At 66.0% G+C, this 22,554-nt stretch carries 25 protein-coding genes; 22 read left to right on the forward strand and 3 right to left on the reverse strand.

Annotation, left to right across the window (positions count from 1 at the left end; translation table 11 throughout):
- Nucleotides 1–2: 2 nt before the first annotated feature.
- From A5785_RS05325 to A5785_RS05405, 17 genes are all read left to right on the forward strand, one after another.
- On the forward strand, nt 3–1,091 hold the full coding sequence (locus A5785_RS05325) for an amidohydrolase family protein (RefSeq protein ID WP_064864812.1): 1,089 nt from the start codon (nt 3–5) through the stop codon (nt 1,089–1,091).
- Nucleotides 1,092–1,525: 434 nt separating this feature from the next.
- The gene (gene rpsP / locus A5785_RS05330; protein ID WP_005205007.1) at nt 1,526–1,990 is read left to right on the forward strand and encodes a 30S ribosomal protein S16; all 465 of its coding nucleotides are present in this window, start codon (nt 1,526–1,528) and stop codon (nt 1,988–1,990) included.
- Nucleotides 1,987–2,229 (forward strand): RNA-binding protein, encoded by a 243-nt coding sequence (locus A5785_RS05335; RefSeq protein ID WP_005176668.1) that lies wholly within the window; start codon nt 1,987–1,989, stop codon nt 2,227–2,229. Before rpsP ends, A5785_RS05335 begins: the two co-directional genes overlap by 4 nt.
- Before the next feature lie 14 nt (nt 2,230–2,243).
- Complete coding sequence (rimM, locus tag A5785_RS05340) at nt 2,244–2,765, forward strand: ribosome maturation factor RimM (RefSeq protein ID WP_064864815.1); 522 nt, start codon at nt 2,244–2,246, stop codon at nt 2,763–2,765.
- A gap of 53 nt (nt 2,766–2,818) precedes the next feature.
- A complete protein-coding gene (gene trmD, locus A5785_RS05345) occupies nt 2,819–3,499 on the forward strand; it encodes a tRNA (guanosine(37)-N1)-methyltransferase TrmD (RefSeq protein ID WP_064864890.1) in 681 nt (226 codons plus the stop codon).
- 162 nt (nt 3,500–3,661) lie between these two features.
- Nucleotides 3,662–4,024 carry a YbaB/EbfC family nucleoid-associated protein gene (locus tag A5785_RS05350; RefSeq protein WP_082946534.1) on the forward strand — a complete coding sequence of 121 codons (363 nt, stop codon included), beginning with the start codon at nt 3,662–3,664 and terminating at the stop codon, nt 4,022–4,024.
- Entirely contained in the window at nt 4,021–4,395 is a 375-nt protein-coding gene (locus A5785_RS05355; protein WP_064864822.1) for a hypothetical protein, read from the forward strand. Before A5785_RS05350 ends, A5785_RS05355 begins: the two co-directional genes overlap by 4 nt.
- Nucleotides 4,392–5,432 carry a hypothetical protein gene (locus A5785_RS05360; protein ID WP_064864894.1) on the forward strand — a complete coding sequence of 347 codons (1,041 nt, stop codon included), beginning with the start codon at nt 4,392–4,394 and terminating at the stop codon, nt 5,430–5,432. Before A5785_RS05355 ends, A5785_RS05360 begins: the two co-directional genes overlap by 4 nt.
- 231 nt (nt 5,433–5,663) lie before the next feature.
- Complete coding sequence (gene rplS / locus A5785_RS05365) at nt 5,664–6,005, forward strand: 50S ribosomal protein L19 (protein WP_005204995.1); 342 nt, start codon at nt 5,664–5,666, stop codon at nt 6,003–6,005.
- A gap of 18 nt (nt 6,006–6,023) precedes the next feature.
- Nucleotides 6,024–6,890: a signal peptidase I gene (gene lepB, locus A5785_RS05370; protein ID WP_064864825.1), complete on the forward strand. Its 867-nt coding sequence runs from the start codon at nt 6,024–6,026 to the stop codon at nt 6,888–6,890.
- 14 nt (nt 6,891–6,904) lie between these two features.
- Complete coding sequence (locus tag A5785_RS05375) at nt 6,905–7,555, forward strand: ribonuclease HII (RefSeq protein WP_064864897.1); 651 nt, start codon at nt 6,905–6,907, stop codon at nt 7,553–7,555.
- Between the two features lie 47 nt (nt 7,556–7,602).
- Nucleotides 7,603–7,914 carry a DUF2469 domain-containing protein gene (locus A5785_RS05380; protein ID WP_005176689.1) on the forward strand — a complete coding sequence of 104 codons (312 nt, stop codon included), beginning with the start codon at nt 7,603–7,605 and terminating at the stop codon, nt 7,912–7,914.
- 101 nt (nt 7,915–8,015) lie between these two features.
- Nucleotides 8,016–8,429: a YraN family protein gene (locus A5785_RS05385; protein ID WP_064864828.1), complete on the forward strand. Its 414-nt coding sequence runs from the start codon at nt 8,016–8,018 to the stop codon at nt 8,427–8,429.
- Between the two features lie 9 nt (nt 8,430–8,438).
- Nucleotides 8,439–9,950: a YifB family Mg chelatase-like AAA ATPase gene (locus A5785_RS05390; RefSeq protein ID WP_064864831.1), complete on the forward strand. Its 1,512-nt coding sequence runs from the start codon at nt 8,439–8,441 to the stop codon at nt 9,948–9,950.
- On the forward strand, nt 9,947–11,095 hold the full coding sequence (gene dprA, locus A5785_RS05395; protein WP_064864835.1) for a DNA-processing protein DprA: 1,149 nt from the start codon (nt 9,947–9,949) through the stop codon (nt 11,093–11,095). The genes A5785_RS05390 and dprA overlap by 4 nt, the downstream gene beginning before the upstream one ends.
- 47 nt (nt 11,096–11,142) lie before the next feature.
- Entirely contained in the window at nt 11,143–12,006 is an 864-nt protein-coding gene (locus A5785_RS05400) for a siderophore-interacting protein (protein WP_064864837.1), read from the forward strand.
- A 127-nt stretch (nt 12,007–12,133) separates the two neighbouring features.
- On the forward strand, nt 12,134–13,081 hold the full coding sequence (locus A5785_RS05405) for a tyrosine recombinase XerC (protein WP_064864840.1): 948 nt from the start codon (nt 12,134–12,136) through the stop codon (nt 13,079–13,081).
- 30 nt (nt 13,082–13,111) lie between these two features.
- On the opposite strand, the gene A5785_RS05410 is transcribed toward A5785_RS05405, so the two are convergent.
- Nucleotides 13,112–13,687: a M23 family metallopeptidase gene (locus A5785_RS05410; protein ID WP_064864843.1), complete on the reverse strand. Its 576-nt coding sequence runs from the start codon at nt 13,685–13,687 to the stop codon at nt 13,112–13,114.
- Nucleotides 13,688–14,012: 325 nt separating this feature from the next.
- Here A5785_RS05410 and rpsB point away from each other — a divergent pair, with 325 nt between their 5' ends.
- Together rpsB and tsf are read left to right on the forward strand one after the other, a co-directional pair.
- The gene (gene rpsB / locus A5785_RS05415) at nt 14,013–14,849 is read left to right on the forward strand and encodes a 30S ribosomal protein S2 (RefSeq protein ID WP_005204976.1); all 837 of its coding nucleotides are present in this window, start codon (nt 14,013–14,015) and stop codon (nt 14,847–14,849) included.
- A gap of 98 nt (nt 14,850–14,947) precedes the next feature.
- Nucleotides 14,948–15,772, forward strand: coding sequence for a translation elongation factor Ts (tsf, locus tag A5785_RS05420; protein WP_005204975.1), 825 nt, complete (start codon nt 14,948–14,950; stop codon nt 15,770–15,772).
- Nucleotides 15,773–15,905: 133 nt separating this feature from the next.
- Here the strand turns inward: tsf and A5785_RS05425 are convergent, their stop codons facing one another.
- Nucleotides 15,906–17,612 carry a DHA2 family efflux MFS transporter permease subunit gene (locus A5785_RS05425; RefSeq protein WP_064864846.1) on the reverse strand — a complete coding sequence of 569 codons (1,707 nt, stop codon included), beginning with the start codon at nt 17,610–17,612 and terminating at the stop codon, nt 15,906–15,908.
- A gap of 14 nt (nt 17,613–17,626) precedes the next feature.
- Nucleotides 17,627–19,048, reverse strand: a complete 1,422-nt coding sequence (locus A5785_RS05430; protein WP_064864849.1) for a condensation domain-containing protein — start codon at nt 19,046–19,048, stop codon at nt 17,627–17,629.
- Between the two features lie 473 nt (nt 19,049–19,521).
- On the opposite strand from A5785_RS05430, the gene A5785_RS05435 reads away from it, so the two are divergent.
- The 3 genes from A5785_RS05435 (at nt 19,522) to pyrH (ending at nt 22,479) form a co-directional block, all read left to right on the forward strand.
- Nucleotides 19,522–20,580, forward strand: a complete 1,059-nt coding sequence (locus A5785_RS05435; protein WP_231894535.1) for an alpha/beta hydrolase — start codon at nt 19,522–19,524, stop codon at nt 20,578–20,580.
- 50 nt (nt 20,581–20,630) lie between these two features.
- Nucleotides 20,631–21,578 carry a glucosyl-3-phosphoglycerate synthase gene (locus A5785_RS05440; RefSeq protein WP_064864901.1) on the forward strand — a complete coding sequence of 316 codons (948 nt, stop codon included), beginning with the start codon at nt 20,631–20,633 and terminating at the stop codon, nt 21,576–21,578.
- 160 nt (nt 21,579–21,738) lie between these two features.
- Nucleotides 21,739–22,479, forward strand: coding sequence for a UMP kinase (gene pyrH / locus A5785_RS05445; RefSeq protein ID WP_064864910.1), 741 nt, complete (start codon nt 21,739–21,741; stop codon nt 22,477–22,479).
- Nucleotides 22,480–22,554: the final 75 nt, after the last annotated feature.

Here is a 22,554-nt window from a genome sequence, read left to right on the forward strand (position 1 = left end):
CCGTGAGCGGTCGCGGATCGTCGACGGCACGTCACTATCGCGGTCACGATCCGTTGACCGATGAGCTCGTCGAGCTGTGGGTGGTTGGCGACACCATCTCACGCGAGCCGGTGCCCGACGCCACGACCGTCGCCACCGACGGCTGGATCGTTCCGGGACTCGTCGATGCCCACAATCATGTGGGGATCGCGCCAGGACTCGGCGTGACCATCGAGCAGGCCCGCGCGTTCGCGCGCGCCGACGCCGAAGCCGGTGCACTACTGATCCGCGAGGTCGGTTCACCACTCGACACCCACCCCCTCGACGCCGACGCCGGGCCCCTGTTCGTCCGGTCCGGCAAGCACATCGCGCGCACGAAGCGGTACCTGCGCGGATACGGCATCGAACTCGACGACCCCGACGACCTACCCCTTGAGGTGGCCAGACAGGCTGCTGCAGGCGACGGCTGGGTCAAGCTCGTCGGTGACTGGATCGACCGCGAAGTAGGCGACCTCGCCCCGCTGTGGACCCGATCCCAACTCGACGGCGCCGTTGCTGCGGCGCATGACGCGGGTGCTCGCATCACGGCGCATGTGTTCGGCAGCGACGGGCTCGACGACCTCATCGCGGCGGGCGTCGACTGCATCGAGCACGGCACCGGCCTACACGCCGATCAGATCGACCTGCTGGTCGAGAACTCGATTGCCTTGGTGCCCACCATGATTCAGGTCGACAACTTCCCCGAGATCGCAGCGGGCGCAGACAAATATCCGACATATGCCGCGCACATGCGCAAGTTACATGCCGATGCGCCCGAGACCTTCGCCGCGGCGCGCGAGGCGGGCGTTGCGATATACGCGGGTACCGATGCCGGTGGATTCATCGGACACGGGCGCATCGTCGACGAGATCGAGCGGCTCGCGGGTATCGGCCTCGGTGCCGCAGGCGCTCTCGCATCGGCGACCACCGAACCCCGAGGCTGGCTCGGAGCGGGAACTCTCGAGCACGGTGACCGCGCCGACTTCCTCGTCCTCGATGACGATCCTCGGGCGGATCTCTCGACGCTCCGGCGCCCCCGCGCCGTTGTGTGCGCGGGCGGTCACGTCGTCTGACGGTCACGACGCTGGGCCGGCGACGAATCTGGTGTGAGGTACGCCACCTTTCATGCCGTGGTTTCCCTTATTACCGCCTAGTAGGGTGGCACTCACGTTGCATTGAGGCGCGTCGGCGGTCCCGACTTCGGTAGGGCCACGCGCAACGCTCGCGCTGGGGGGCCGAGCGCGGTTGTGTGGCCTGCGGGTCCGTTTCTGTCGTATGGAGCATGCGGTTGCCTTGTCGCGGGGTGGGCATCCGCATGCTCCATACGCGTTGACAGCGCCGCACTCGCGGCGATTTCTCCTCCCCGGTGCCGTCTGGCACAATGGATCCTCGGTTCGTCGGACCGGTTACGCACCGCCCGACGGTCACACCTGAATAGATCGCAAAACCGGGTCCGCCACTTCCGGCTGGCCGCTGAATTGCGCAGTGACCACTGGAGAAACAACACATGTCTGTCAAGATCAAGCTCACGCGGCTCGGCAAGATCCGCAACCCGCAGTACCGCATCGTCGTCGCAGATTCTCGGACCCGCCGCAACGGCCGGGTGATCGAGACCATCGGCAAGTACCACCCGAAGGAAGAGCCGAGCCTCATCGAGGTCGATTCCGAGCGCGCGCAGTACTGGCTGGGTGTCGGTGCACAGCCGACCGAGCCCGTCGCCGCGATCCTCAAGATCACCGGTGATTGGCAGAAGTACAAGGGTCTTCCGGGCGCCGAGGGCACGCTGAAGGTCGCCGAGCCCAAGACCTCCAAGCTCGACCTGTTCAACGCGGCACTCGCCGCCGCCGACAGCGAGCCCGTCGCCGAGGCGACCACCCCCAAGAAGAAGGCCGCCAAGAAGGCCGACGATGCGCCTGCCGCAGACGAGGCTCCCGCTGAGGCTGCTGCCGGCGACGCCAAGGACCAGGCGTGAGCGCTGTCGTCGCCGACGCGGTCGAACATCTCGTCCGCGGAATCGTTGCCAACCCCGACGACGTGCGCGTCGAGCTGATCACCGGTCGGCGAGGCCGCCTCGTCGAGGTGCACGTCAACCCCGAGGATCTCGGAAAAGTCATCGGTCGTAACGGTCGCACGGCAACCGCGTTGCGCACCCTGGTCTCCGGAATCGGTGGCCGTGGTGTGCGCGTCGACATCGTCGACACCGATCGCTGAGTAGACGCTCCACGATGGATCTCGTCGTCGGACGTGTCGCGAAGTCACACGGTATTCGTGGTGAAGTCGTTGTCGACGTGCGTACCGACGTTCCGGAGGATCGCTTCGCGGTCGGCTCGGTCGTCCGTGGCCGACCCGGTCGTGGGGGAGACGAAAAGAATTACACGGTGACAGCCGCCCGGCAGCATGCCGGGCGGCTGTTGCTGTCGTTGGCCGAGGTGTCCGACCGCACCGCTGCCGACGCATTGCGCGGCACACTCTTCCTCATCGACAGCGCCGACGTCGACTCCGGCGACGACCCGGACGAGTTCTACGACCACGAACTCGAGGGCGTCGAGGTCACCACCGTCGAGGGTGAACGGGTTGGCGTTGTCGGCTCGGTGCTGCATCTGCCCGCCAACGATCTGCTGGCCGTGAAGACAGCCGATGGGCGCGAGGTTCTGGTGCCGTTCGTGCGCGAGATCGTGCCGACCGTCGGACTCGACGGCATCGTGATCGACCCGCCCGACGGGCTGCTCGACGTCGGCGAGTCATGAGCGAATCACCGCGTACGGATTCGGTGCGCGCGGACCCTTTGCGCACCGGTCCCATGCGCATCGATATCGTTTCCATTTTTCCCGAGTATCTCGATCCCCTGCGAATTGCGTTGCTGGGCAAGGCGATCGACAAGGGGGCGATCGAGGTCGGGGTTCACGATCTGCGTGACTGGACCCACGATGTGCACCGCGCCGTCGACGATTCGCCATACGGTGGCGGGCCGGGCATGGTGATGAAACCCGACGTCTGGGGACCGTGTCTCGACGAGGTGTGCCCGGACGACGCCCTCCTCGTGGTCCCGACGCCCGCGGGCGTTCCATTCCGACAAGAAACCGCGCAGCGCTACAGCCGCGAAAAGCATCTCGTGTTCGCGTGCGGCAGGTACGAGGGAATCGACCAGCGAGTCTTCGACGACGCCGCCCGGCGCGTCCGCGTCGAAGAGGTCTCGCTCGGCGATTTCGTGCTGATCGGTGGCGAAGTGGCCGCGATGGCGATGATCGAGGCGACAGTGCGGCTCATCGACGGTGTCCTCGGCAATCCGCGCTCGCACGAGGAGGATTCGTTCTCCGACGGGCTGCTCGAAGGTCCGAGCTACACGCGCCCCGTGCAGTGGCGCGGACTCGACGTTCCGCCGGTCTTGCTCAGTGGCGACCACGCCAAAGTCGCCGCCTGGCGTCACGAGCAGTCGCTGCAACGAACCCACGAGCGCAGACCCGACCTGCTCGACGACTGACTCTTCGCGGCTCCTTGGCGGGCTCTCCGGGGCCTCCTCGGCGGTCCGCGATATCCACAGGTGTGCGTCGAGACGGCGTGTGCCTGTCGGCGTCCGGTTATGATTCTCCGCAAACCGGGCAGTGACAGCGACGCAGTTGGCCGGGGTGGGGAGGGGAGTGCTGTGCGGGATCGATGGACACGCATGCTCGACGAGGTCGACCATCAGCGCGTCGAATTGGCAAGAGTCGCAGGCGAACTCGATCGGCTGACCGCGCAGGCGTCGACTCCCGATCGATTGGTGAGCGTGACTGTCGGATCGCGGGGACTCGTGCGCGACGTCGACATTCGCCCAGCCGCATTGCGCCACTACCGTGCTGATCAGCTCTCCGCGACCATTGTCGAACTAGCCACGCGCGCAGACTCGGAGCTCCACGACCAGCGAGAGCGCCTGCTGCGCACTGTGTCCGAGCTCGGACCCACCTACTCCGACGTCCGGCGAAGCCACGACGAGGTGCCGACGCGTGGAGACGAGGTAGCCCGATGAACGAGCCGTTGCGCACACCTCACGACGACGCGTCGACGATGCGTGTCGACGGCACGGCGAGCGCTGATCTTGGGCGCCGATTGTCCGAGATCGCCCGACGCGTCGACGCGATGCGCGACGAAGTGACGGCCGTCGGACTCGTCGTCGGCGACGCGATGGGTCAGGGCGCGCCCGCCGCGGCGTTTCGTCCGGGGGCGCTGCGTGCGGAACAGGGGTGCTTGCGTGGAGTCGAGGGGCTGTCGCAGGTGCTCACGGTCATCGCCGACAACGCCGTCAGCGGGGCGACGCAGGTGGTCGACGTCGACCGCGAACTCGACGCTCAGTTCCGCACATCCGGTCAGATCGCCGGAGCAGACAGGTGCGCGCCATGAACGGGCCCGTGAACACCGCGTACTCCGCGGCCAGTGCGACGGAGGAGCTTCGACGTCTTGCCGAGTCGCTCGCGCCCGGGTGCTGGCCCAGCGCCGACGAGACCGCGCTCGTCGACTGTGGCCGCCGCCTCCGCGGAATCGGTGACGAACTGCGCGACCTCGCCGACGTCATCGACGCCCTGCGACGCGACCACGACGGGTCGGGACGCTTCCGCGACGGGCTGATCGACGCACTCACACAGGTGACGTCGGACGTCACCGGCATACGCGGCGTTGCCGACAGATTCGCCGCGTTCGCCACGTCGCTCGACACCCTCGCGCTGGCGACTGTCGACGCGCGTGCGGAAATGACACTGCTCGCGTCCATCGCCGACCGCGACCGGTTGGCGGGTTCCGTGGCCGACGCACTCGGCGACGACTCGGCTCGGGTGTCGGCGGCGAGTGCAGGTCGTTACGCGCTGTCCGCCGCGGGTGACGAGTACACCGGGCGCGCCGGCGATGCGGGCGATTCCGCAGCACAGGTGGCCGATTCGGAACAGCGAACCGAATCGACTCCGCCCGCAGCGACCAGCGGCATGATGACCGCGGGAGGCTTCGGGGCTCTCGGTGCGCTGGGGGCGTCGGCGGGTGGTGCGTTGCAGGGTGCCCGTGCCGTGGGAGGCCAAGCCGGCGCCCCCGACATCGACCCGACATGGCTGATCGAGCGTGCGGCGATACTGCAGACGTCGCTGCCGTCGCCCTTCTCCGAGTGGATGCGTGTTGCGATCGGCGTCGGAACCGACGCGGACGGCGCCCAGGTCAGGGTTGTTGCCACCAGCGACCCGCAGCCGTATCAGCGTCCGGGTTTCGCGATCGCACCCAGCGAGTTGCTCGCGGGCGATGGAGGCCCGCCCGAATACGCGATCGTCGCCGAGATGGCACGCGCGCGGCTGACACCGGTCATCGTGGCGTCGGCCATGACGATACCGCAGGGAATCGCATCGGTGCTGGTGGCAGAGGGTGTTGCGGTGGCATCGCCGCCGTCGCCGCGAACGTGAGTCGACGATGGGAGTCTCGGCTCGTGCCGCGGACGCGCGATTTCACTTCCACCCTGGTGCTCTGGCACAATGGACGGGTTGCCTGAGGCCGTCGACCGACGTCTCGGGCATGACTCGGAGCACGAACCGGTTCGAACCCCTTCACGCCGTACCGTCGGAACGTCGACGCCAATGGCGGGGGTCGCCAGGTTCCTCTGTTCATCAGTAGCCACATTAAGGAACAACGACATTATGAACACCCTCGACTTCCTCGACAAGCAGTCGCTGCGCGACGACATCCCCGCGTTCGGCCCCGGTGACACCCTCGACGTTCACGTCAAGGTCATCGAAGGCTCCAAGGAGCGCGTCCAGGTCTTCAAGGGTGTCGTCATCCGTCGCCAGGGTGGCGGTGTCCGCGAGACCTTCACCGTCCGCAAGGTGTCGTTCGGTGTTGGCGTGGAGCGTACCTTCCCGGTGCACAGCCCCAACATCGCGAAGATCGACGTCCTGACTCGCGGCGACGTGCGTCGCGCGAAGCTCTACTACCTGCGCGATCTGCGCGGCAAGGCAGCCAAGATCAAGGAAAAGCGCTGACGCGTCTACCCTGACGACGTGGCATCCGAACACAGCGCGGCGAATCACTCCGACGCAGACGACGCCCATTCGAGCCCGGCAGATCCTGTCGATGGCCGGTCCGAGGACTCCGAGGAGCGCCCCTGGCGCACCAAGGATGACGACGACGAACCGAAACGGAAACGTGGTTCATGGCTGCGCGAGACGATCATCATCGTCGCGTGCGTTCTGCTGGTGACGTGGATTCTGCAGACCTTCATCGGTCGGCAGTATGTGATCCCGTCGGAGTCGATGGAGTCGACGCTCATCGGATGTCAGGGCTGCACCAACGACCGCATCGTCATCGACAAGCTCGCGTATCGCTTCGGCGATCCGGAGCCCGGCGATGTGGTCGTTTTTCGTGCCCCGACATCGTCGTGGGATGGCGACTGGGAGTCGCCACGGTCGAATAATCCCGTCGTCCACGGTCTGCAGAACGGTCTGTCGTGGTTCGGATTCGCGCCGCCCGACGAGAACGATCTGGTCAAGCGCGTGATCGCCACCGGCGGTCAGACCGTCGAATGTCGCAACGCCGAGGGTGTCGGCGTGAAGGTCAACGGCAAGCCGTTGAACGAGCCGTACATCGACAAGAGTCTTCAGTCGCGCGACGTGGCGTCGGGCCAGTCCGGTGAGCCCGACAACCAGGTGACCAGTTGCTACGGTCCCGACTTCGGCCCCATCAAGGTGCCCGACGGCAACCTCTGGGTCATGGGCGACAACCGCGAGTACTCGGCGGACTCGCGTTATCACGTCACCGACGAGCTGCAGGGCACCGTTCCGGTGTCCGACGTCCGCGGCAAGGTGCGCTTCATTATCTACCCCGTGTCGCGGATCGGTGGTGTCGGCTCGATCAACCCGCAGCAGTGACCAGTCGCAGCGTCGTGGGTTCGTGGCCGCCGAGGTCACCTGTTCGGCGAGCCGCGGGGCTGCGCACGTTCGAGTTCGCGCTGCATCGCGGTGGTCTGGGTCCGGTCGCAGGCGTCGACGAAGCAGGTCGGGGTGCGTGCGCAGGCCCTCTGGTGGTCGCGGCATGCGTCCTCAAGCCGACTCAACTGACGTCGCTGGCTGATCTCGACGATTCCAAACGCCTCTCCGAGGCCACGCGCGAAACCCTCTATCGTGCTGTCACGCGGTATGCCGCGAGCTGGTCGGTTGTCGTCATCGACGCCGACGAGATCGACCGGATCGGTATCCACGTCGCCAATATCGAGGGCATGCGTCGAGCAGTGGCACAACTCGACGTGACACCGGGATACGTCCTTTCCGACGGCTTCGCGGTTCCGGGCCTGACCGCCCCGTCGCTCCCGGTGATCGGCGGCGATGGCGCGGCGGCGTGCATCGCTGCCGCCAGCATCCTCGCGAAGGTCACACGCGACCGGATCATGGTCGCGATGGACGACGAGGTTCCCGGCTACGACTTCGCGATCCACAAGGGCTACAGCACCGCGCATCACATGGCCTGCCTCGACGCGCATGGCCCCTCCCACCAGCACCGGATGTCGTATCGCAACGTCGCGGCCCGACGTCGCTGACCCCGACCAGACCTCCCGTCAGAACCCGATCGCGATAGGCTTGCACGATGAGCGCTGAGGATCTCGAGAAGTACGAAACCGAGATGGAGTTGTCCCTGTATCGGGAGTACAAGGACATCGTCGGCCAGTTCACCTACGTGGTGGAGACCGAGCGGCGCTTCTACCTTGCCAATGCCGTGGAGATGGTCCCGCGCAATACCGATGGCGAAGTGTACTTCGAGCTCCGCATGAGCGACGCCTGGGTCTGGGACATGTACCGTCCTGCCCGATTCGTCAAGCAAGTCCGTGTGATCACCTTCAAGGACGTCAATATCGAAGAGCTCGAGAAGCCCGAGCTGCGGCTGCCCGACGAGCCGTGAGGGTCATGACCGTCTGTCCACAGGTGGCGGTCGCTCCACAACCTACGCACTGATCCCGGTTCTCTCGCTGTTTCGTCGTCGCCGTCGGCGACTGTTGTGGCATGAGAAGCGAGTCGTCGCAGCGGCGTCCGGATCGGCGGGCCTTCATCGGGCAGTTGGGTGAAGATCTGGCAGCCAGATATGTCATCGGTCTGGGTTGGTCTGTCCTGGAACGGAATTGGCGTTGCCGGTATGGCGAGATTGATCTGATCGCCAACGACAACGTTGACTTCGACCCGACGCTGGTCGTCGTCGAGGTCAAGACGAGGGCCAGTCGGGTGTTTGGCGATCCCGCGCAGGCGGTGACCGCCGACAAGTTGTCGCGCCTGCGCCGATTGACTCGGATCTGGCTCACCGAGCAGGAGATGTTCTGGCCGACCATCCGATTCGACGTCATCTCGGTGCAGCTCGATTCGCGCTATCCCGATCGCACAGAGTTCGCTGCGTTGCGCCACCACACCGGCGTGTTCGAGTAGGGACGTGCGATGTCGTTGGGGCGTTGTCATTCGGTTGGTCTGAATGCTTTTGAGGCAGGCGTGATCGAGGTGCAGGCATCTCTGAGTCAGGGGTTGCCGGGCTTTTCGTTGTCGGGCAATGTCGATTCGTCGTTGCGAGAGGCGCGCGACCGGGTGCGGGCCGCCATCTCGAACTCGGGGGTCAAGTTCCCCGAGAAGAAGGTGACGGTCAACCTGGCTCCCGCGGAGATGCCTAAGAGTGGGTCGGGACACGATCTGGCCCTTGCCGTTTCGATACTTGCCGCGACGGACGCTGTTCCCACGTCGAGGTTGGGCGGGACGATCTTCCTGGGCGAGCTGGCACTCGACGGACGTCTCCGTCCGGTGCGCGGCGTGCTTCCGGCGGTGATCGAGGCGCGCAACGCGGGTTTCGCTCGTGCAGTCGTGCCGATCGAGTCGGTGGGTGAGGCGACCCTCGTGCGCGATATCGAGGTCGGCGGCGCTCATTCACTGTCGGAGGTGGCCTCGTGGCTGCGCGGCGAGTGCGTACTGGACACGGTGTGTGAGATCAAGGCGCTCCCCGCGGATCCGATCGCCGACATGGCCGATGTGATCGGTCAGAGCGAGGCGCGCCACGTACTCGAAATCGCCGCTGCCGGAGCACATCACGTCATGATGACCGGCCCACCGGGTATCGGGAAGACGATGCTGGCCCGACGACTTCCGGGCATTCTGCCGCCCCTCGAGGAGGAGGAATCGCTGGAGGTCACCGCACTTCACTCGATCGCGGGACGGTTGCGTCCGGGCCAGCCGTTGATCACGTCGCCACCGTTCGTGGCCCCGCACCACAGTACCTCGACCACCGCCCTGGTTGGTGGCGGTACCGGCATCGCGCGGCCCGGAGCGGTATCGCTCGCACATCGGGGAATCCTCTTCCTCGATGAGTGTGCCGAGATGGGGCCCAAAGTGCTTGACTCCCTGCGACAACCACTCGAAGAGGGAGAGGTACGGATCAGTCGTCGCGACGGGGTTGCCACCTATCCGGCGCGCTTCCAGCTGCTTCTCGCCGCCAATCCGTGCGCGTGCGCGCCGGTGCACGACGTCGACTGTGTCTGCAGCGCGGTCGTGCGGCGGCGCTATCTGGGCAAGCTGTCCGGACCGCTGATGGACCGTGTCGATCTGCGGGTGCAGATGGAGCCGCCGGGAAACGCCGCGCTGATGATGGCAGCCGAGGAGTCGAGCGCCGACATCCGGGCAAGGGTGACCGCCGCGCGTTCCGCGGCAATCGAACGCTGGCGTGAGCACGGCTGGCGAACCAACTCCGAAGTGCCCGGTTCGGCACTGCGACAACAGTTTCGGCTGTCACCGAAAGCTCTTCGACCCGTCGACGTCTGTGTTCGGGAGGGGCGCGTGACCACGCGGGGCGTCGATCGGGCTTTGCGAGTCGCGTGGACGTTGAACGACTTGCGCGGTGGCGACGTACCGACCGAAACCGATGTGGCGCAAGCACTTCTGTACCGAGACCGAGGGGGATTTCGATGACCGTGTACGCCGACACCCACCACAACGATGAGTTGCTGCGCGCGTGGGCCTATCTGAGTGCTGTAGCCGAACCTCCGTGTTCTTCGATTCGACGCCTCGTCGACGACATCGGAGCAGAGGCCGCGGCCGACGCCATTCGTCGTCGACGGGTACCGAGCGGTCACGAGGCGGTTCTGGGTCCGACAAGCGCTCGAGCCGAGAGTTGCACTCCCGCCGAGGATCTCGACACCGCACACGCGGTGGATGCTCGCTTGATCACGTCCGACGACTCCGAATGGCCCGCCTGGTCGTTGCTCCCGTTGACGCGACTCGAGCCGAATGCGCACGGCGACGAACCCATCGCACTCTGGGTGCGCGGCCCAGCGCGCCTCGACGACGTCGCGGCCGCTTCGATCGCGCTCGTCGGATCGCGCGCGGCGTCGTCGTACGGCGAGCACGTCACCGGGAAGCTTTCGAGCGAGCTGTGCGCGCAGGGCTGGGCTGTTGTCTCGGGTGGTGCCTATGGCGTCGACGGCGCCGCGCATCGTGCCGCGCTCGCGTCGGCAGGCATCACCGTGGCGGTCCTTGCCTGCGGGATCGACCGTGACTATCCGGCGGGACATGCCCGGCTGCTCGCCGAGATCGCGGGCAGCGGAGCCGTGGTCTCCGAGTACGCGCCGGGCACCACGGCCGCACGGCACCGGTTCCTCACGAGAAACCGGTTGGTCGCGGCGCTGTCGTCGGCAACGGTCGTCGTCGAGGCAGGTAAGAGGTCGGGCGCTGCGAACACGGCGGCATGGGCACGCACGATCGACCGCCCGGTCGGCGCCGTTCCCGGGCCGGTCACGTCGGCGACGTCGGTGGGCTGCCATCGCCTGATCGCCGACGGGCTCGGCGTACTCGTGACCGACGCGGCGTCGGTCATCACACTGGCGGTACCCGACGGAGGCGGCGACCCTGGTCGTGGTCGCGAACGCCCGACCGACACGCTGACCGACGACGAAAAGCGGGTCCACGACGCGATTCCGGGTGAGGGGAGTGCAACGATCACCGAGATCTCGTTCGCCGCGGGCCTCGACGTCGGTATCGTGCGAGCTGCGCTCGCGGGGCTGGAGATCGCAGGTCTGATCGCCGGCGACGGAGCGGGATGGAGACTCGCGATTTAGGTAACCCTAATTCGAGTGGCGTAAGCTGGAATGCATTAGGAGGTTTCATGGCAAAGCGCGTGAATTCGATGACGGTGCTCCGGCGAGAGCAGATCACACCCCACATGGTGAGGCTTTATCTGGGTGGTGACGGCTTCGGCGATTTCGCGGCGGCACTACCGCCACGGGACGAACGCGACACCGACATGTACGTGAAGTTGATCTTCATGCCCGACGGTGTCGACTTCCCCGACGACTTCGATCCGAGGGCGTCGCGGTCGCTACCGCCGGAACAGCAGCCCGTGTTGCGCACGTACACCATCCGCGCCGTCGATGAGGATGCGCGCGAGATCGCGATCGACTTCGTGGTGCACGGCGACGAGGGCATTGCCGGTCCCTGGGCTGCGACGGTTGCTCCCGGTTCCACCGTGCATTTCCTCGGTCCGGGTAGTGGCTACCGCCCCGACAACGATGCCGCATGGCACCTGCTGGCCGCGGACGAAGCAGGCCTTCCCGCGCTGGCCGCAGCCATCGAGTCGTTGCCCGAGGGTGCGATCGCGAAAGCGTTCATCGAGGTCGCAGGCCCCGACGACGAAGTCCCGCTCGACGTGCCGTCCGGCGTTCAGATCACCTGGGTCCATCGCGGCGGTCCTGCGGGCGAGGTGCCCGACGACCGCGCGGGCGACAACGCCCCGCTGATCGCGGCGGTGCGCGAGACCGAGTGGCTCGACGGCGAACCGCACGTCTTCATCCACGGCGAGGCGCAGGCCGTCATGCACAACCTGCGCGGCTATGTGCGCAAGGAGCGTGGCGTGAGCGCAGCGAAGGCATCGATTTCCGGCTACTGGCGACGGGGCCGTACGGAAGAGGGCTTCCGGCAATGGAAGTCCGATCTGCGTGCCGAGGAGGAGGGCGCGGGCGTCACCGGTTGAAGAGCGACGGCCGGTCGGGTGGCCGGACGGCTGTCCCGAGTGCGTGGCACCCGCTGACCCAGTGACAATCTGACAACGACGCGCGTGTGCGGTTGCGTACACGCGCGTCGTTGGTTGTCATCGATCGATGACCATGTCCGTGCTCGACGACTTCGCCGACCATCTGCGACACGAGCGCGGCCGCAGTGAGCACACCATCCGTGCATACCTGTCGGATGTGCGAGGCCTGATCGCGTTCGCGGGCGCCAGGGGAGTCCCTGTCGGCGACATCGATCTGGCATTGCTGAGGTCCTGGCTGGCCGAACACACTCGACGGGGCGCGGCCCGCACCACCGTCGCGCGTCAGGTCTCGTCGGCAAAGACCTTCTGCGCCTGGGCCTCCAGAGAACAGATCCTCGGCGACGATCCGTCCACACGGCTGCAGGCTCCCAAGGCGCATCGCATACTGCCGCCGATCCTCGCGCCCGACGAGGCCGTCGCCGCGATCGCCGCTGCGGGGCGGCAGAGCCCCGCGTCGGACAGCGACGTCGACGGCGGCAGAGAACCAGTGTCGCTCCGCGAGAGCGACGATCCCATCGCACTTCGAGACATCGCGATTCTGGAGTTGTTGTACGCCACGGGGATTCGCGTCGGCGAGTTGTGCGGGCTGAACATCGCGGACATCGATGCCCACCGCCGGGTGGTGCGCGTGATCGGGAAGGGCAACAAAGAGCGAACGGTGCCCTATGGCGCGCCCGCGGCGAAAGCCGTGGCCCGCTGGCTCCGCGACGGTCGACCGTCGTTGGTGGGGCAACGGTCGGGAGAAGCCCTGTTGCTCGGTGCGCGCGGTGGACGCCTCGATCAGCGCATGGCTCGCAGCGTCGTGCACCGGGCCGTCGAGGCCGCCGGCGGGCCGTCAATGGGACCCCACGGTCTCCGACATTCCGCCGCGACCCATCTGCTCGAGGGCGGGGCCGATCTCCGTGTGGTGCAGGAACTCCTCGGCCACGCGTCGTTGGCGACGACGCAGCTCTACACGCACGTCAGCGTCGAACGTCTGCGTGCGGCCCACCGTCAGGCGCACCCGCGGGCGTGATCCGGGAGGAAGCCGACATGCCGCGGCGCGTCAGCCGTCGAGCGGTTTGAGGCGCACCCGTACGGCGCCGAGTAGTCCGAGCGGGTCGACGTAGTCGGCGCTCCGCCCCGCGCCGCGTCGTGCGCCCCAGTGCACGCAGGCGGTCGCCGGACATCCGGGGTGTCCGCCCAGCGCTGTCCCAATGGATGCCCCGCGACTCACACGATCTCCGCGCCGAACCGTTGGGCGGACCGGCTCGTAGGTGGTGATCAGGCCGTCGGGATGCTGGATCGACACCGTCGACTTGCCGCCGACCACGCCCGCGAACCGGACCACCCCGTCGCCTGCCGCGAGAACCTGCGTGCCCTCGACGACGGCGAGGTCGACGCCACGGTGGCCCGCGTGCCACCGCTGATCAGGCTCGTCGAATCCGGTGACCACCGTCGGCTTGGGAGCGAGCGGCGCGGTGTAGGTGGGCGGACGGGCGGAGGCAAGTGACGGAACGCCAAGCAGAAGTGCGCTGGTCAGGGCGATGTCGGTGAGTACGACGACCAGTCGTCGGACAATCGGGAGGCGCCCGGTTGGGTCGCCGGAGTGTGAGTTGGTCGGCGTGACGTCGGTGGTCATGTCGACTCTGCGGGTGTCCATGCCGACTCTGACGCAGGCGCGGTGCCAAAAGGTCCATCGGCGCGAAAGAATTCTTCAAGGGTGGGCTGTGCAGGGGGCGTTTTGGGTTCTGAACTGCGGCGGCGTAAGCTGATGGGGCATCTCATCTGCGGATGAGGTGACTTCGCGCGCCTGCATCAGGCAATGCACCACGGCGACCACGGTCGCGTGTGAGAGCCGACAAACTCGCGTGGGCGGTCCCGGACACCCGGGTCCGCGCGACGCAGGCGCCAGGATCGTCATCACCCGATGGCGATGTCAACTGCACACAAAGGATAGAAGACTCATGGCTGTCGTAACCATGAAGCAGCTGCTCGACAGCGGCGCACACTTCGGGCATCAGACCCGCCGTTGGAACCCGAAGATGAAGCGATTCATCTTCACCGACCGCAACGGCATCTACATCATCGACCTGCAGCAGACGCTGACCTACATCGACAAGGCCTACGAGTTCGTCAAGGAGACCGTCGCCCACGGCGGCACCATCCTGTTCGTCGGCACCAAGAAGCAGGCTCAGGAGTCGATCGCCGCTGAGGCCACCCGCGTCGGCATGCCCTACGTGAACCAGCGCTGGCTCGGCGGCATGCTCACCAACTTCCAGACCGTCCACAAGCGTCTGCAGCGTCTCAAGGAACTCGAGACCATGGAGCAGACCGGCGGTTTCGAGGGTCGCACCAAGAAAGAAATCCTGATGCTGACCCGCGAGAAGAACAAGCTCGAGCGGACACTCGGCGGTATCCGGGATATGGCCAAGGTGCCTTCTGCCATTTGGGTGGTGGACACCAACAAGGAGCACATTGCTGTCGGTGAGGCACGCAAGCTCAACATCCCGGTCATCGCGATCCTCGACACCAACTGCGATCCCGACCTCGTCGACTACCCGATCCCGGGTAACGACGACGCGATCCGCAGTGCTGCTCTGCTCACCCGCGTCGTGGCTTCGGCCGTCGCCGAGGGTGTTCAGGCTCGCGCTGGCCAGGCATCCTCGGACGCCAAGCCCGACGCCGCCGCAGGCGAGCCGCTCGCCGAGTGGGAGCAGGAACTGCTGACCCAGGCTGCCGCACCGGCAGCAGAGGTTGCTGCCGAGGCTCCCGCCGCGACGGAGCCGCCCGCTACCGCCTGACGCGCGTAGCCGATAGCCACCGGCGGGTGCTCGCAGGATCCCTCCGGATTCTGCGGGCACCCGCACCGTTTAACCCACTTGAAGGAGGCTCGCCAACGATGGCGAACTACACCGCAGCCGATGTGAAGCGTCTCCGTGAGCTCACCGGTTCAGGCATGTTGGACTGCAAGAAGGCCCTCGAGAACAACGACGGCGACTTCGACAAGGCTGTCGAGGAGCTCCGTATCAAGGGCGCCAAGGACGTGGGCAAGCGCGCAGAGCGCTCCACCGCCGAAGGCCTCGTCGCCGCCAAGGGCGGCGCGATGATCGAGCTCAACTCGGAGACCGACTTCGTCGCCAAAAACGCCGAGTTCCAGGCGCTCGCCGACCAGGTTCTCGATTCCGCACTGGTCGCAAAGACCAGCGACATCGAGGAGCTCAAGGCAGCCAAGCTCGGTGACGGCACCGTCGCCGATGCCGTGCAGGCACTCTCGGCCAAGATCGGCGAGAAGCTCGAACTGCGCCGCGTCGTCTACTACGACGGACCCGTCGCCGTGTATCTGCACAAGCGTGCATCCGACCTGCCTCCCGCCGTCGGCGTTCTCGTGTCCTACGACGGCGACGGCGATGCCGCTGCCGAGGCCGCGCGCAATGCCGCACAGCAGGTTGCCGCTCTCAAGGCGCGTTACGCCACTCGCGACGAGGTCCCCGCTGACGTCGTCGAGAACGAGCGTCGCATCGCCGAGGAGACCGCCAAGGCAGAAGGCAAGCCGGAGAAGGCTCTCCCGAAGATCGTCGAAGGCCGTCTGACCGGATTCTTCAAGGACTCGGTCCTCATCGACCAGCCGTTCGTGAAGGACTCCAAGAAGACCGTCAAGAACGTTCTCGACGAGGCGGGCGCCACCGTCAAGGCGTTCACCCGCTTCGAGGTCGGCCAGTCCTAAAGCATTAGCGCCGACTACAGGCGCAGGCACGACCACCAACGCCCGCATCCGAGATCGGATGCGGGCGTTGGTGGTCGTGAGCCGGCCTGTTGTTGGTTGCGACAGTCTGTGGGTTGTTACCGACTGTTGGTTGCTAGTGCGGCTGCTGGTCGCCACTGCGACGGCCGAGCGCGAGCGACAGCACGGCGATCACACAGCCGAGGATCGCGAGCACCCAGAGGGTCGCGCGGAATGCGCCCATGAAGCTCTGTGCCGCGACATGCCTGCCCGCGACTTTGAGTTCCGGCGCCGCCTGCCGTGCGACAGTGGCGGCCACGCCCTGCTGGGCAGACCCCGACGTCGAGCAACCCGGTGCCGGAGTTTCGGGATGCGCCGAGCTCAGTTGAGCCGATGCGCAGTCGGCGAAACGGTCGGCCACCGCACTGCGGAACATCGGGTCGACGTCGGTGTTCTCGAGCGCTGCCGACAATCCGGCGCGCGCGGCGGGAACCGCCTCGACCGACTGGGCCGAGACCTGACCGAAGAAGAAGATCGTGACCACGGCCAGTCCGATCGACGCGCCGATTTGCTGCACCGTCGGTACACAGCCCGACGCGGAGCCGATGTTCTGGTCGTTCGTGTCGGAGAGAATTGCCGTCTGCAGTGGAGCGATGAAGAATCCCGTGCCGATACCGCCGACGACCAGCGGCGTGATGACGGCCACCACCGACAACGACGCGGTCTGTGGCTCCAATTCTGCTGCGAGCCAGGCGAGTCCCGCCGACAAGATCAGGACACCGAGGCACAGTGTGCGTGCCGGCCCGAGCCGACGAACCACAAGCGGCGAACCGACGGAACCCGCGGCCGCCCCGATCGCGAACGGAAGTGCGAGCAGGCCGGTGCGCAACGCCGAGTAGCCGAGGCCGAACTGGGTCGCGACCGACACCGTGAAGAAGAACCCCGCGAAGACGCTGAAGAACAGCAGCGAGAGAAGCAGCCCCACGGAGAATCGTCGAGACGCGAAGAGATCGAGTCGGAGCAGGGGAGCGCCTCCGCTGCGGAGCAGACGTCGTTCGACGACGACGAACAGGGCCAACAGGACCACTGCCGCACCCATCATGGCCCACAGACGCGGTGGCCAGTTCTGCTCGCGGCCCACCGCCAACGGGTAGAGCAGCAGGAACAGGCCCGCGGTCGACAGCGCCACGCCGACCAGATCGAGCCGCGGCGGGTCGGCGTCGCGCATCTGCGGAAGTCGACGGCCCGCGAGCGCGCATGCCACGATGCCGATCGGAACATTGACGAAGAAGATCGCGCGCCATCCCCAACCGAACAGATCCCCGGTCACCAGGAGTCCGCCGAGGACCGGTCCCAACATGGCCGCCAGTCCCGCGACCGCGCCGTAGATGCCGAAGACCGCGCCGTGGCGCGACTTGGGGAACAACGCAGCGATCAGCGCCAACGTCTGTGCCGACATCAGCGCTGCGCTCATGCCCTGGGCGCCGCGGCAGATGATCAGCTCGAGTGGGCTGCGGGCCAGGCCGCACAGCACGGACGTGACCGTGAATGCGACCATCGCGACGATGAACATGCGACGTCGACCGAGGCGACCACCCAGCGTCGCAGCAGTCAGGAGCGTGCACGCGAAGGCCAGCGTGTAGACGCTCAGGACGAACAACTGCTCCGACGTCGACGCGCCGAGGTCGACGGTGAGGTCGGGGAGCGCGATGTTGACGATCGTCGTGTCCAGCATCTGCATGAACACGCCGAGCAGGCACCCCGCCAGCGCGAGCCACGCGGCCCGCGTCGGTGTGTCGGGTGCCGCATTCGACGACACCACGGGGGTGGTGTTGGCAGCCACGCGGCTACGACCGATCAGTTCGCGGCGGCTGGTTCGGACCGGTAATCGCCCTGGTCGGCCACTGCCCGCATGATCTTCTTGACCTTCTCGGTGTAGAGCGCGAGCGAGTCGCGGCCCTCGTCGGTGTCGGGGAACAGGAAGGTCATCGACGTCTGATCGTTGAACCTGTTGACCCACATGAAGACCTCTTCGCTACTGCCGCGATTGCCATAGAGGCAGCCGTTGATGGCATCGAAGAGGTCGACTCCGGGAAGCTTGCGGACGTCGATGTAGGAGAACATCGGCACCGTCCATCCCACGGGGATGTCGACGGCGTCGTCGTCGGAGACCAACTGCGCCACGCGGTGCAGCGACACGTCGGTCAGATCCTTGCCCGCCGTGTAGCTCTGTCCTGCCAGGGCTGCGATGTCGGTGAAGTTGGCACCGGGCGCGACCGCGATCGGCACGGGAATGAGGCTGGTGAACCATCCGACGGAGTTCAGCTCGGGACCGACGGCACGGGTGCTCTTCGGTGTCATCGCGAGATACTCTGCGGCACCGGTGAATTCGCAGTACGCAATGGCGGCCACCGCGAGGAGTCCCGCGGTCATGTTGGCGCCGTTCTCTTTGCAGATCTTCTCGAATCGTTGAGCGGCGGACTCGTCGAAGACGCCCTCCGTCAGATGCGCACTGCGTGTATAGCCCTCGGCCTCCGTGCCCAGCGGCAGTGGGAAGTGTGGTAGTTCACCATCATTGTTCCGGATCAACTCGATCCACCGGCGCACCTCGGGTGACTGCGCGGTCAGGTCGCGAGACACGCTGCGCTCATGCTCGCAATAACGGAGATAGCTACCTATCTCGGGAACCGGGTTCTTGAGTCCGAATGCCTCATTGGAATACAGGGTGATCAGTTCGACGCACGTCAGCGCCTGGGAAATACCGTCGGTATTGAGATGGTCGACGGCTGCGTAGAGGGTAAAGCCACCATCCCATTCGATTGTTCCGAATGTGAAACAGTTCCAGTGAAATGGACCCGGTGTGATGTCCGAAATGAGAGCTCGGATCTCTTCTGCCGTCCCGACGGTGCCGTGGTCGGTCGCCGACAGCTCGACGATCTCGGGATCGACGACGTGCCGGGCGATCGATCCGTCATCCTCCGCCGAGAACCAGGAGAGGTAGGTGTCGTGTCTGCGCAGGAACGTCGTGACCGCACGCTCGAGTGCGCCTCGATCAAGGGGTGTCTGAAAGTCGAAGGCTTCCAAGCAAAGTCGCGAGAATCGGAATCCGGCGGACTCGTTGCGCAGTGCGGCGTTGAGGTATTCCTCCTGCTGATGTGACGCGGGTACCGGATGAACTGGTGCCTGTGCTCCTGTGGCAATCGCCTCGGGGGAGAGCGTCCAGCTGGTCACCGTTCCTACGCGGGGCTGCCACTCATCGATCAGGCCGAACTTGACCATCGGTAATACCTCAATTCACTCTGGCGGTGGATGAGTGTGGACCCCGATTTCCCCTCACCTCACGACGGAAAATGACACGTCATGCAATATTGCAGCGACGGTACCGTAACTGGCTAATTGCCGCAATTGGCGGGGTGGCCTCACGCGAGCAGTGAAAACCGTTGTTAGTCAAGTGAACTGAAGTGGGTCAAAAGACCAACAAGGCCATTTTCGCGACCGTGGGTATTGGGTCAAAAGACCAACTTCCCGGTCTTTCTTCAACCGGTGGACAACCGGTTATCGCGTACGGCACACTGCCCGCATCGGGGGTCCTTCGCCGCTTATTTCGTGATCACAGATGTTCCGACTGCGAAGCGGGTGTCACGCGCGGGGCGAGGTGAAAGTCGGGTCGGGTCGATTTGACTCGCGAGCGTGCGCGTGGTCGGCGGCGATGGTCGCGGTACGTGTCAGATGGTGAATGTGGGGAGATTCGAGTGAAGTCAGCAAGGCTGAACGTCGACGTGGCGGCGTGTCGTGGCAGGGCGCGCAGCAGACGCGCCCTGCGCACATGTGTCGTCGCGATCGCGTCCGCGGCGTGTGCGCTCAGTGGCGCCGTTGTCGCGGGGCCGGAGGCGGCGGCCGAGCCGGGCGGAGCCCGCATCGTGTCGGAGAACGTCGTTGCCCCGACGGAGATCGACGTCGAGGTGGCTTCGCCTGCGATGCGACGTTCGGTTCCGGTGAAAGTCATTCCCGCACGTAGCGGCGCGGCAGCTCCCACGCTCTACCTACTCAACGGCGCCGCGGGCGGCGACGGTGGCAGTAGCTGGTTCGACCAGACCGATATCCGAACTTTCTTTGCGCACGAGGATGTGAACGTGGTCGTGCCGATGGGCGGTGCGGCGAGCTACTTCACCGATTGGCAGCGCACCGATCCCAAGCTGGGTGTGCAGAAATGGGCCACCTTCCTCACCGAAGAGCTTCCCTCGGTCGTCGACAAGCGGTTCAACGGCAACGGCCGCAATGCCATCGCCGGGATATCCATGGCCGGTACATCGGTGTTCCAGCTGTCGCTGCACGCGCCGACGCTGTATCGCGCACTCGGGTCGTTCAGCGGTTGTGCCCAGACCAGCGATCCGGCAGGCCAGGCGGCGGTTCGGTTGGTCGTGGAAGGCCGCGGTGGGGGCAACACGGTGAATATGTGGGGTCCGCCGACGGCTCCGGCGTGGCGCGACAACGATCCCTACCTGCACGTCGAGCAGTTCCGGGGCAAGTCTGTCTACGTCTCCAACGGTTCGGGGGTGCCCGGTCGCTACGACACGATCAACGGTCCCGGCATCGACGGCAACGGGCAGAAGCTCGCCGAGCAGGTCGCTGTCGGTGCGGTCATCGAGACGGCAACCGACCAGTGTTCGCGGAACCTGGAGCGGCGGATGCGCGAGTTGGGCGTGCCCGCGACGTTCCATTTCTATGAGGGCGGTACACACGCCTGGCCGTACTGGCAGGACGAGCTGCACCGGGCATGGCCGCAGTTCAAGGCGGCGCTGACGCGATGAGCGGGCATCACGCGGTCAACGCGGCGTCGGATGCCGACGCTGCGTCGTCGATGACGATTTCGACGTCGGAGGGGTCGGCCACCTGGCTGGAGTCCAACACGTGGGAACGTCCTGGTTTCTCGGTCGAGGAGCTCGTCGAAGCGAAAGCCGGGCGGACGATCTCCGTCGTCCTGCCCGCACTCAACGAAGAACGGACGGTCGGCAGCGTCGTCGAAGCCATCCTGCCGTTGGTCGGCACGCTGGTCGATGAGCTCGTCGTGGTCGACTCCGGGTCCACCGATTCGACGATCGAGGTCGCGCGTGCGGCCGGAGCAAGGGTGGAGACGCGGGAGTCCGCACTCGAGGGCATCCCGGTTGCCGACGGGAAGGGTGAGGTGCTGTGGCGTTCGTTGGCGACGACGACCGGCGACCTCGTCGCGTTCGTCGACAGCGACCTCGTCGACCCGGATCCGACGTATGTGCCCAAGCTGGTCGGACCACTACTCACCACGCCCGACCTGCAGCTGGTGAAGGGCTACTACCGGCGTCCTCTCATGGGCGTCGACGGGGTCGATCCGTCAGGCGGGGGACGGGTCACCGAGCTCACCGTACGGCCGCTGATCGCGGCATTGTGTCCGCAACTGTGCGGGTTGATACAGCCGCTCGCGGGTGAGTACGCCGCGACACGGGAACTGCTGACCTCCATTCCTTTCGCCCCCGGCTACGGCGTCGAGATCGGAATCGTGCTCGACACCCTTGCCCGCCACGGCATCGATGCCATCGGTCAGGTCAACCTCGGGCTGCGGATACATCGCAATCGTCCCCTTCACGAACTGGGGCCGATGTCGCGTCAGATCGTCGCAGCATTCCTGTCGCGAGTGGGTATCGCGGATTCCGGGAGCCCCCTCGTCGCGTTCGTGATGGAGGGCGACGGCGTGCACAGTCCACGTCGGTCGTATCCGGTCCTCGACGACAGGCCTGCGCTACGGAGCCTGTTCGCGGCCGCTCATCGCCGCTGAGCTGCTCCTTCGCCTCCACGTCACTCTGTGTTGACCTGTCGTGCCCGCGTCGGCAGGGGCCGAGTCGCGCCCTACCGGAGTGTCGATCGGCGACCGCGATCACGAAGACCGCGACGTCCCCATAAGATGGACGAGGCGAACCGACGAGTTGAGGATGTTGATGAGCGAAACCCCCGAGTCCCAGGAATCCGCACGACCGGGCTACCACCGCGTACTGCTGAAGCTCGGCGGCGAGATGTTCGGGGGTGGTCAGGTCGGTCTCGATCCCGACGTGCTGAGCACCGTCGCAGATCAGATCGCCGAGGTGGTCAATTCGGGCGTCCAGGTCGCGGTCGTCATCGGTGGAGGCAACTTCTTCCGAGGTGCCGAACTCCAGCAACGCGGCCTCGACCGTGCCCGATCCGACTACATGGGCATGTTGGGCACGGTGATGAACTGCCTCGCCCTTCAGGACTTCCTGGAGAAGCGCGGGATCAGCACCCGCGTGCAGACGGCGATCACGATGGGCCAGGTCGCTGAGCCCTACCTCCCGCTGCGTGCCCAGCGCCACCTCGAAAAGGGTCGCGTTGTGATCTTCGGTGCCGGCATGGGCATGCCGTACTTCTCGACGGACACGACCGCTGCTCAGCGTGCGCTGGAGATCAAGGCAGAGGTCGTGCTCATGGCGAAGGCTGTCGACGCTGTGTACAGCGACGACCCGCGGACCAACCCCGACGCGACGCTGTATCGCGAGGTCACCCACCGCGAGGTACTCGACAAGGAGCTCAAGGTCGCCGACGCGACCGCGTTCAGTCTCTGTATGGACAACAAGATGCCGATGCTCGTGTTCAATCTCTTGGAGAAGGGAAACATCGCGCGTGCGGTGGCCGGCGAGCGTATTGGCACACTGGTCAGCACATAGGCCGACGGGGCCAACCCCCGACGCGGCGAGCGCGGTACGGACGAGAACCGGCAACAACGACGAGGACCAGGAACC

Source organism: Gordonia sp. 852002-50395_SCH5434458, from assembly GCF_001665905.1.
GTDB classification, from domain to species: Bacteria; Actinomycetota; Actinomycetes; order Mycobacteriales; family Mycobacteriaceae; genus Gordonia; species Gordonia jacobaea.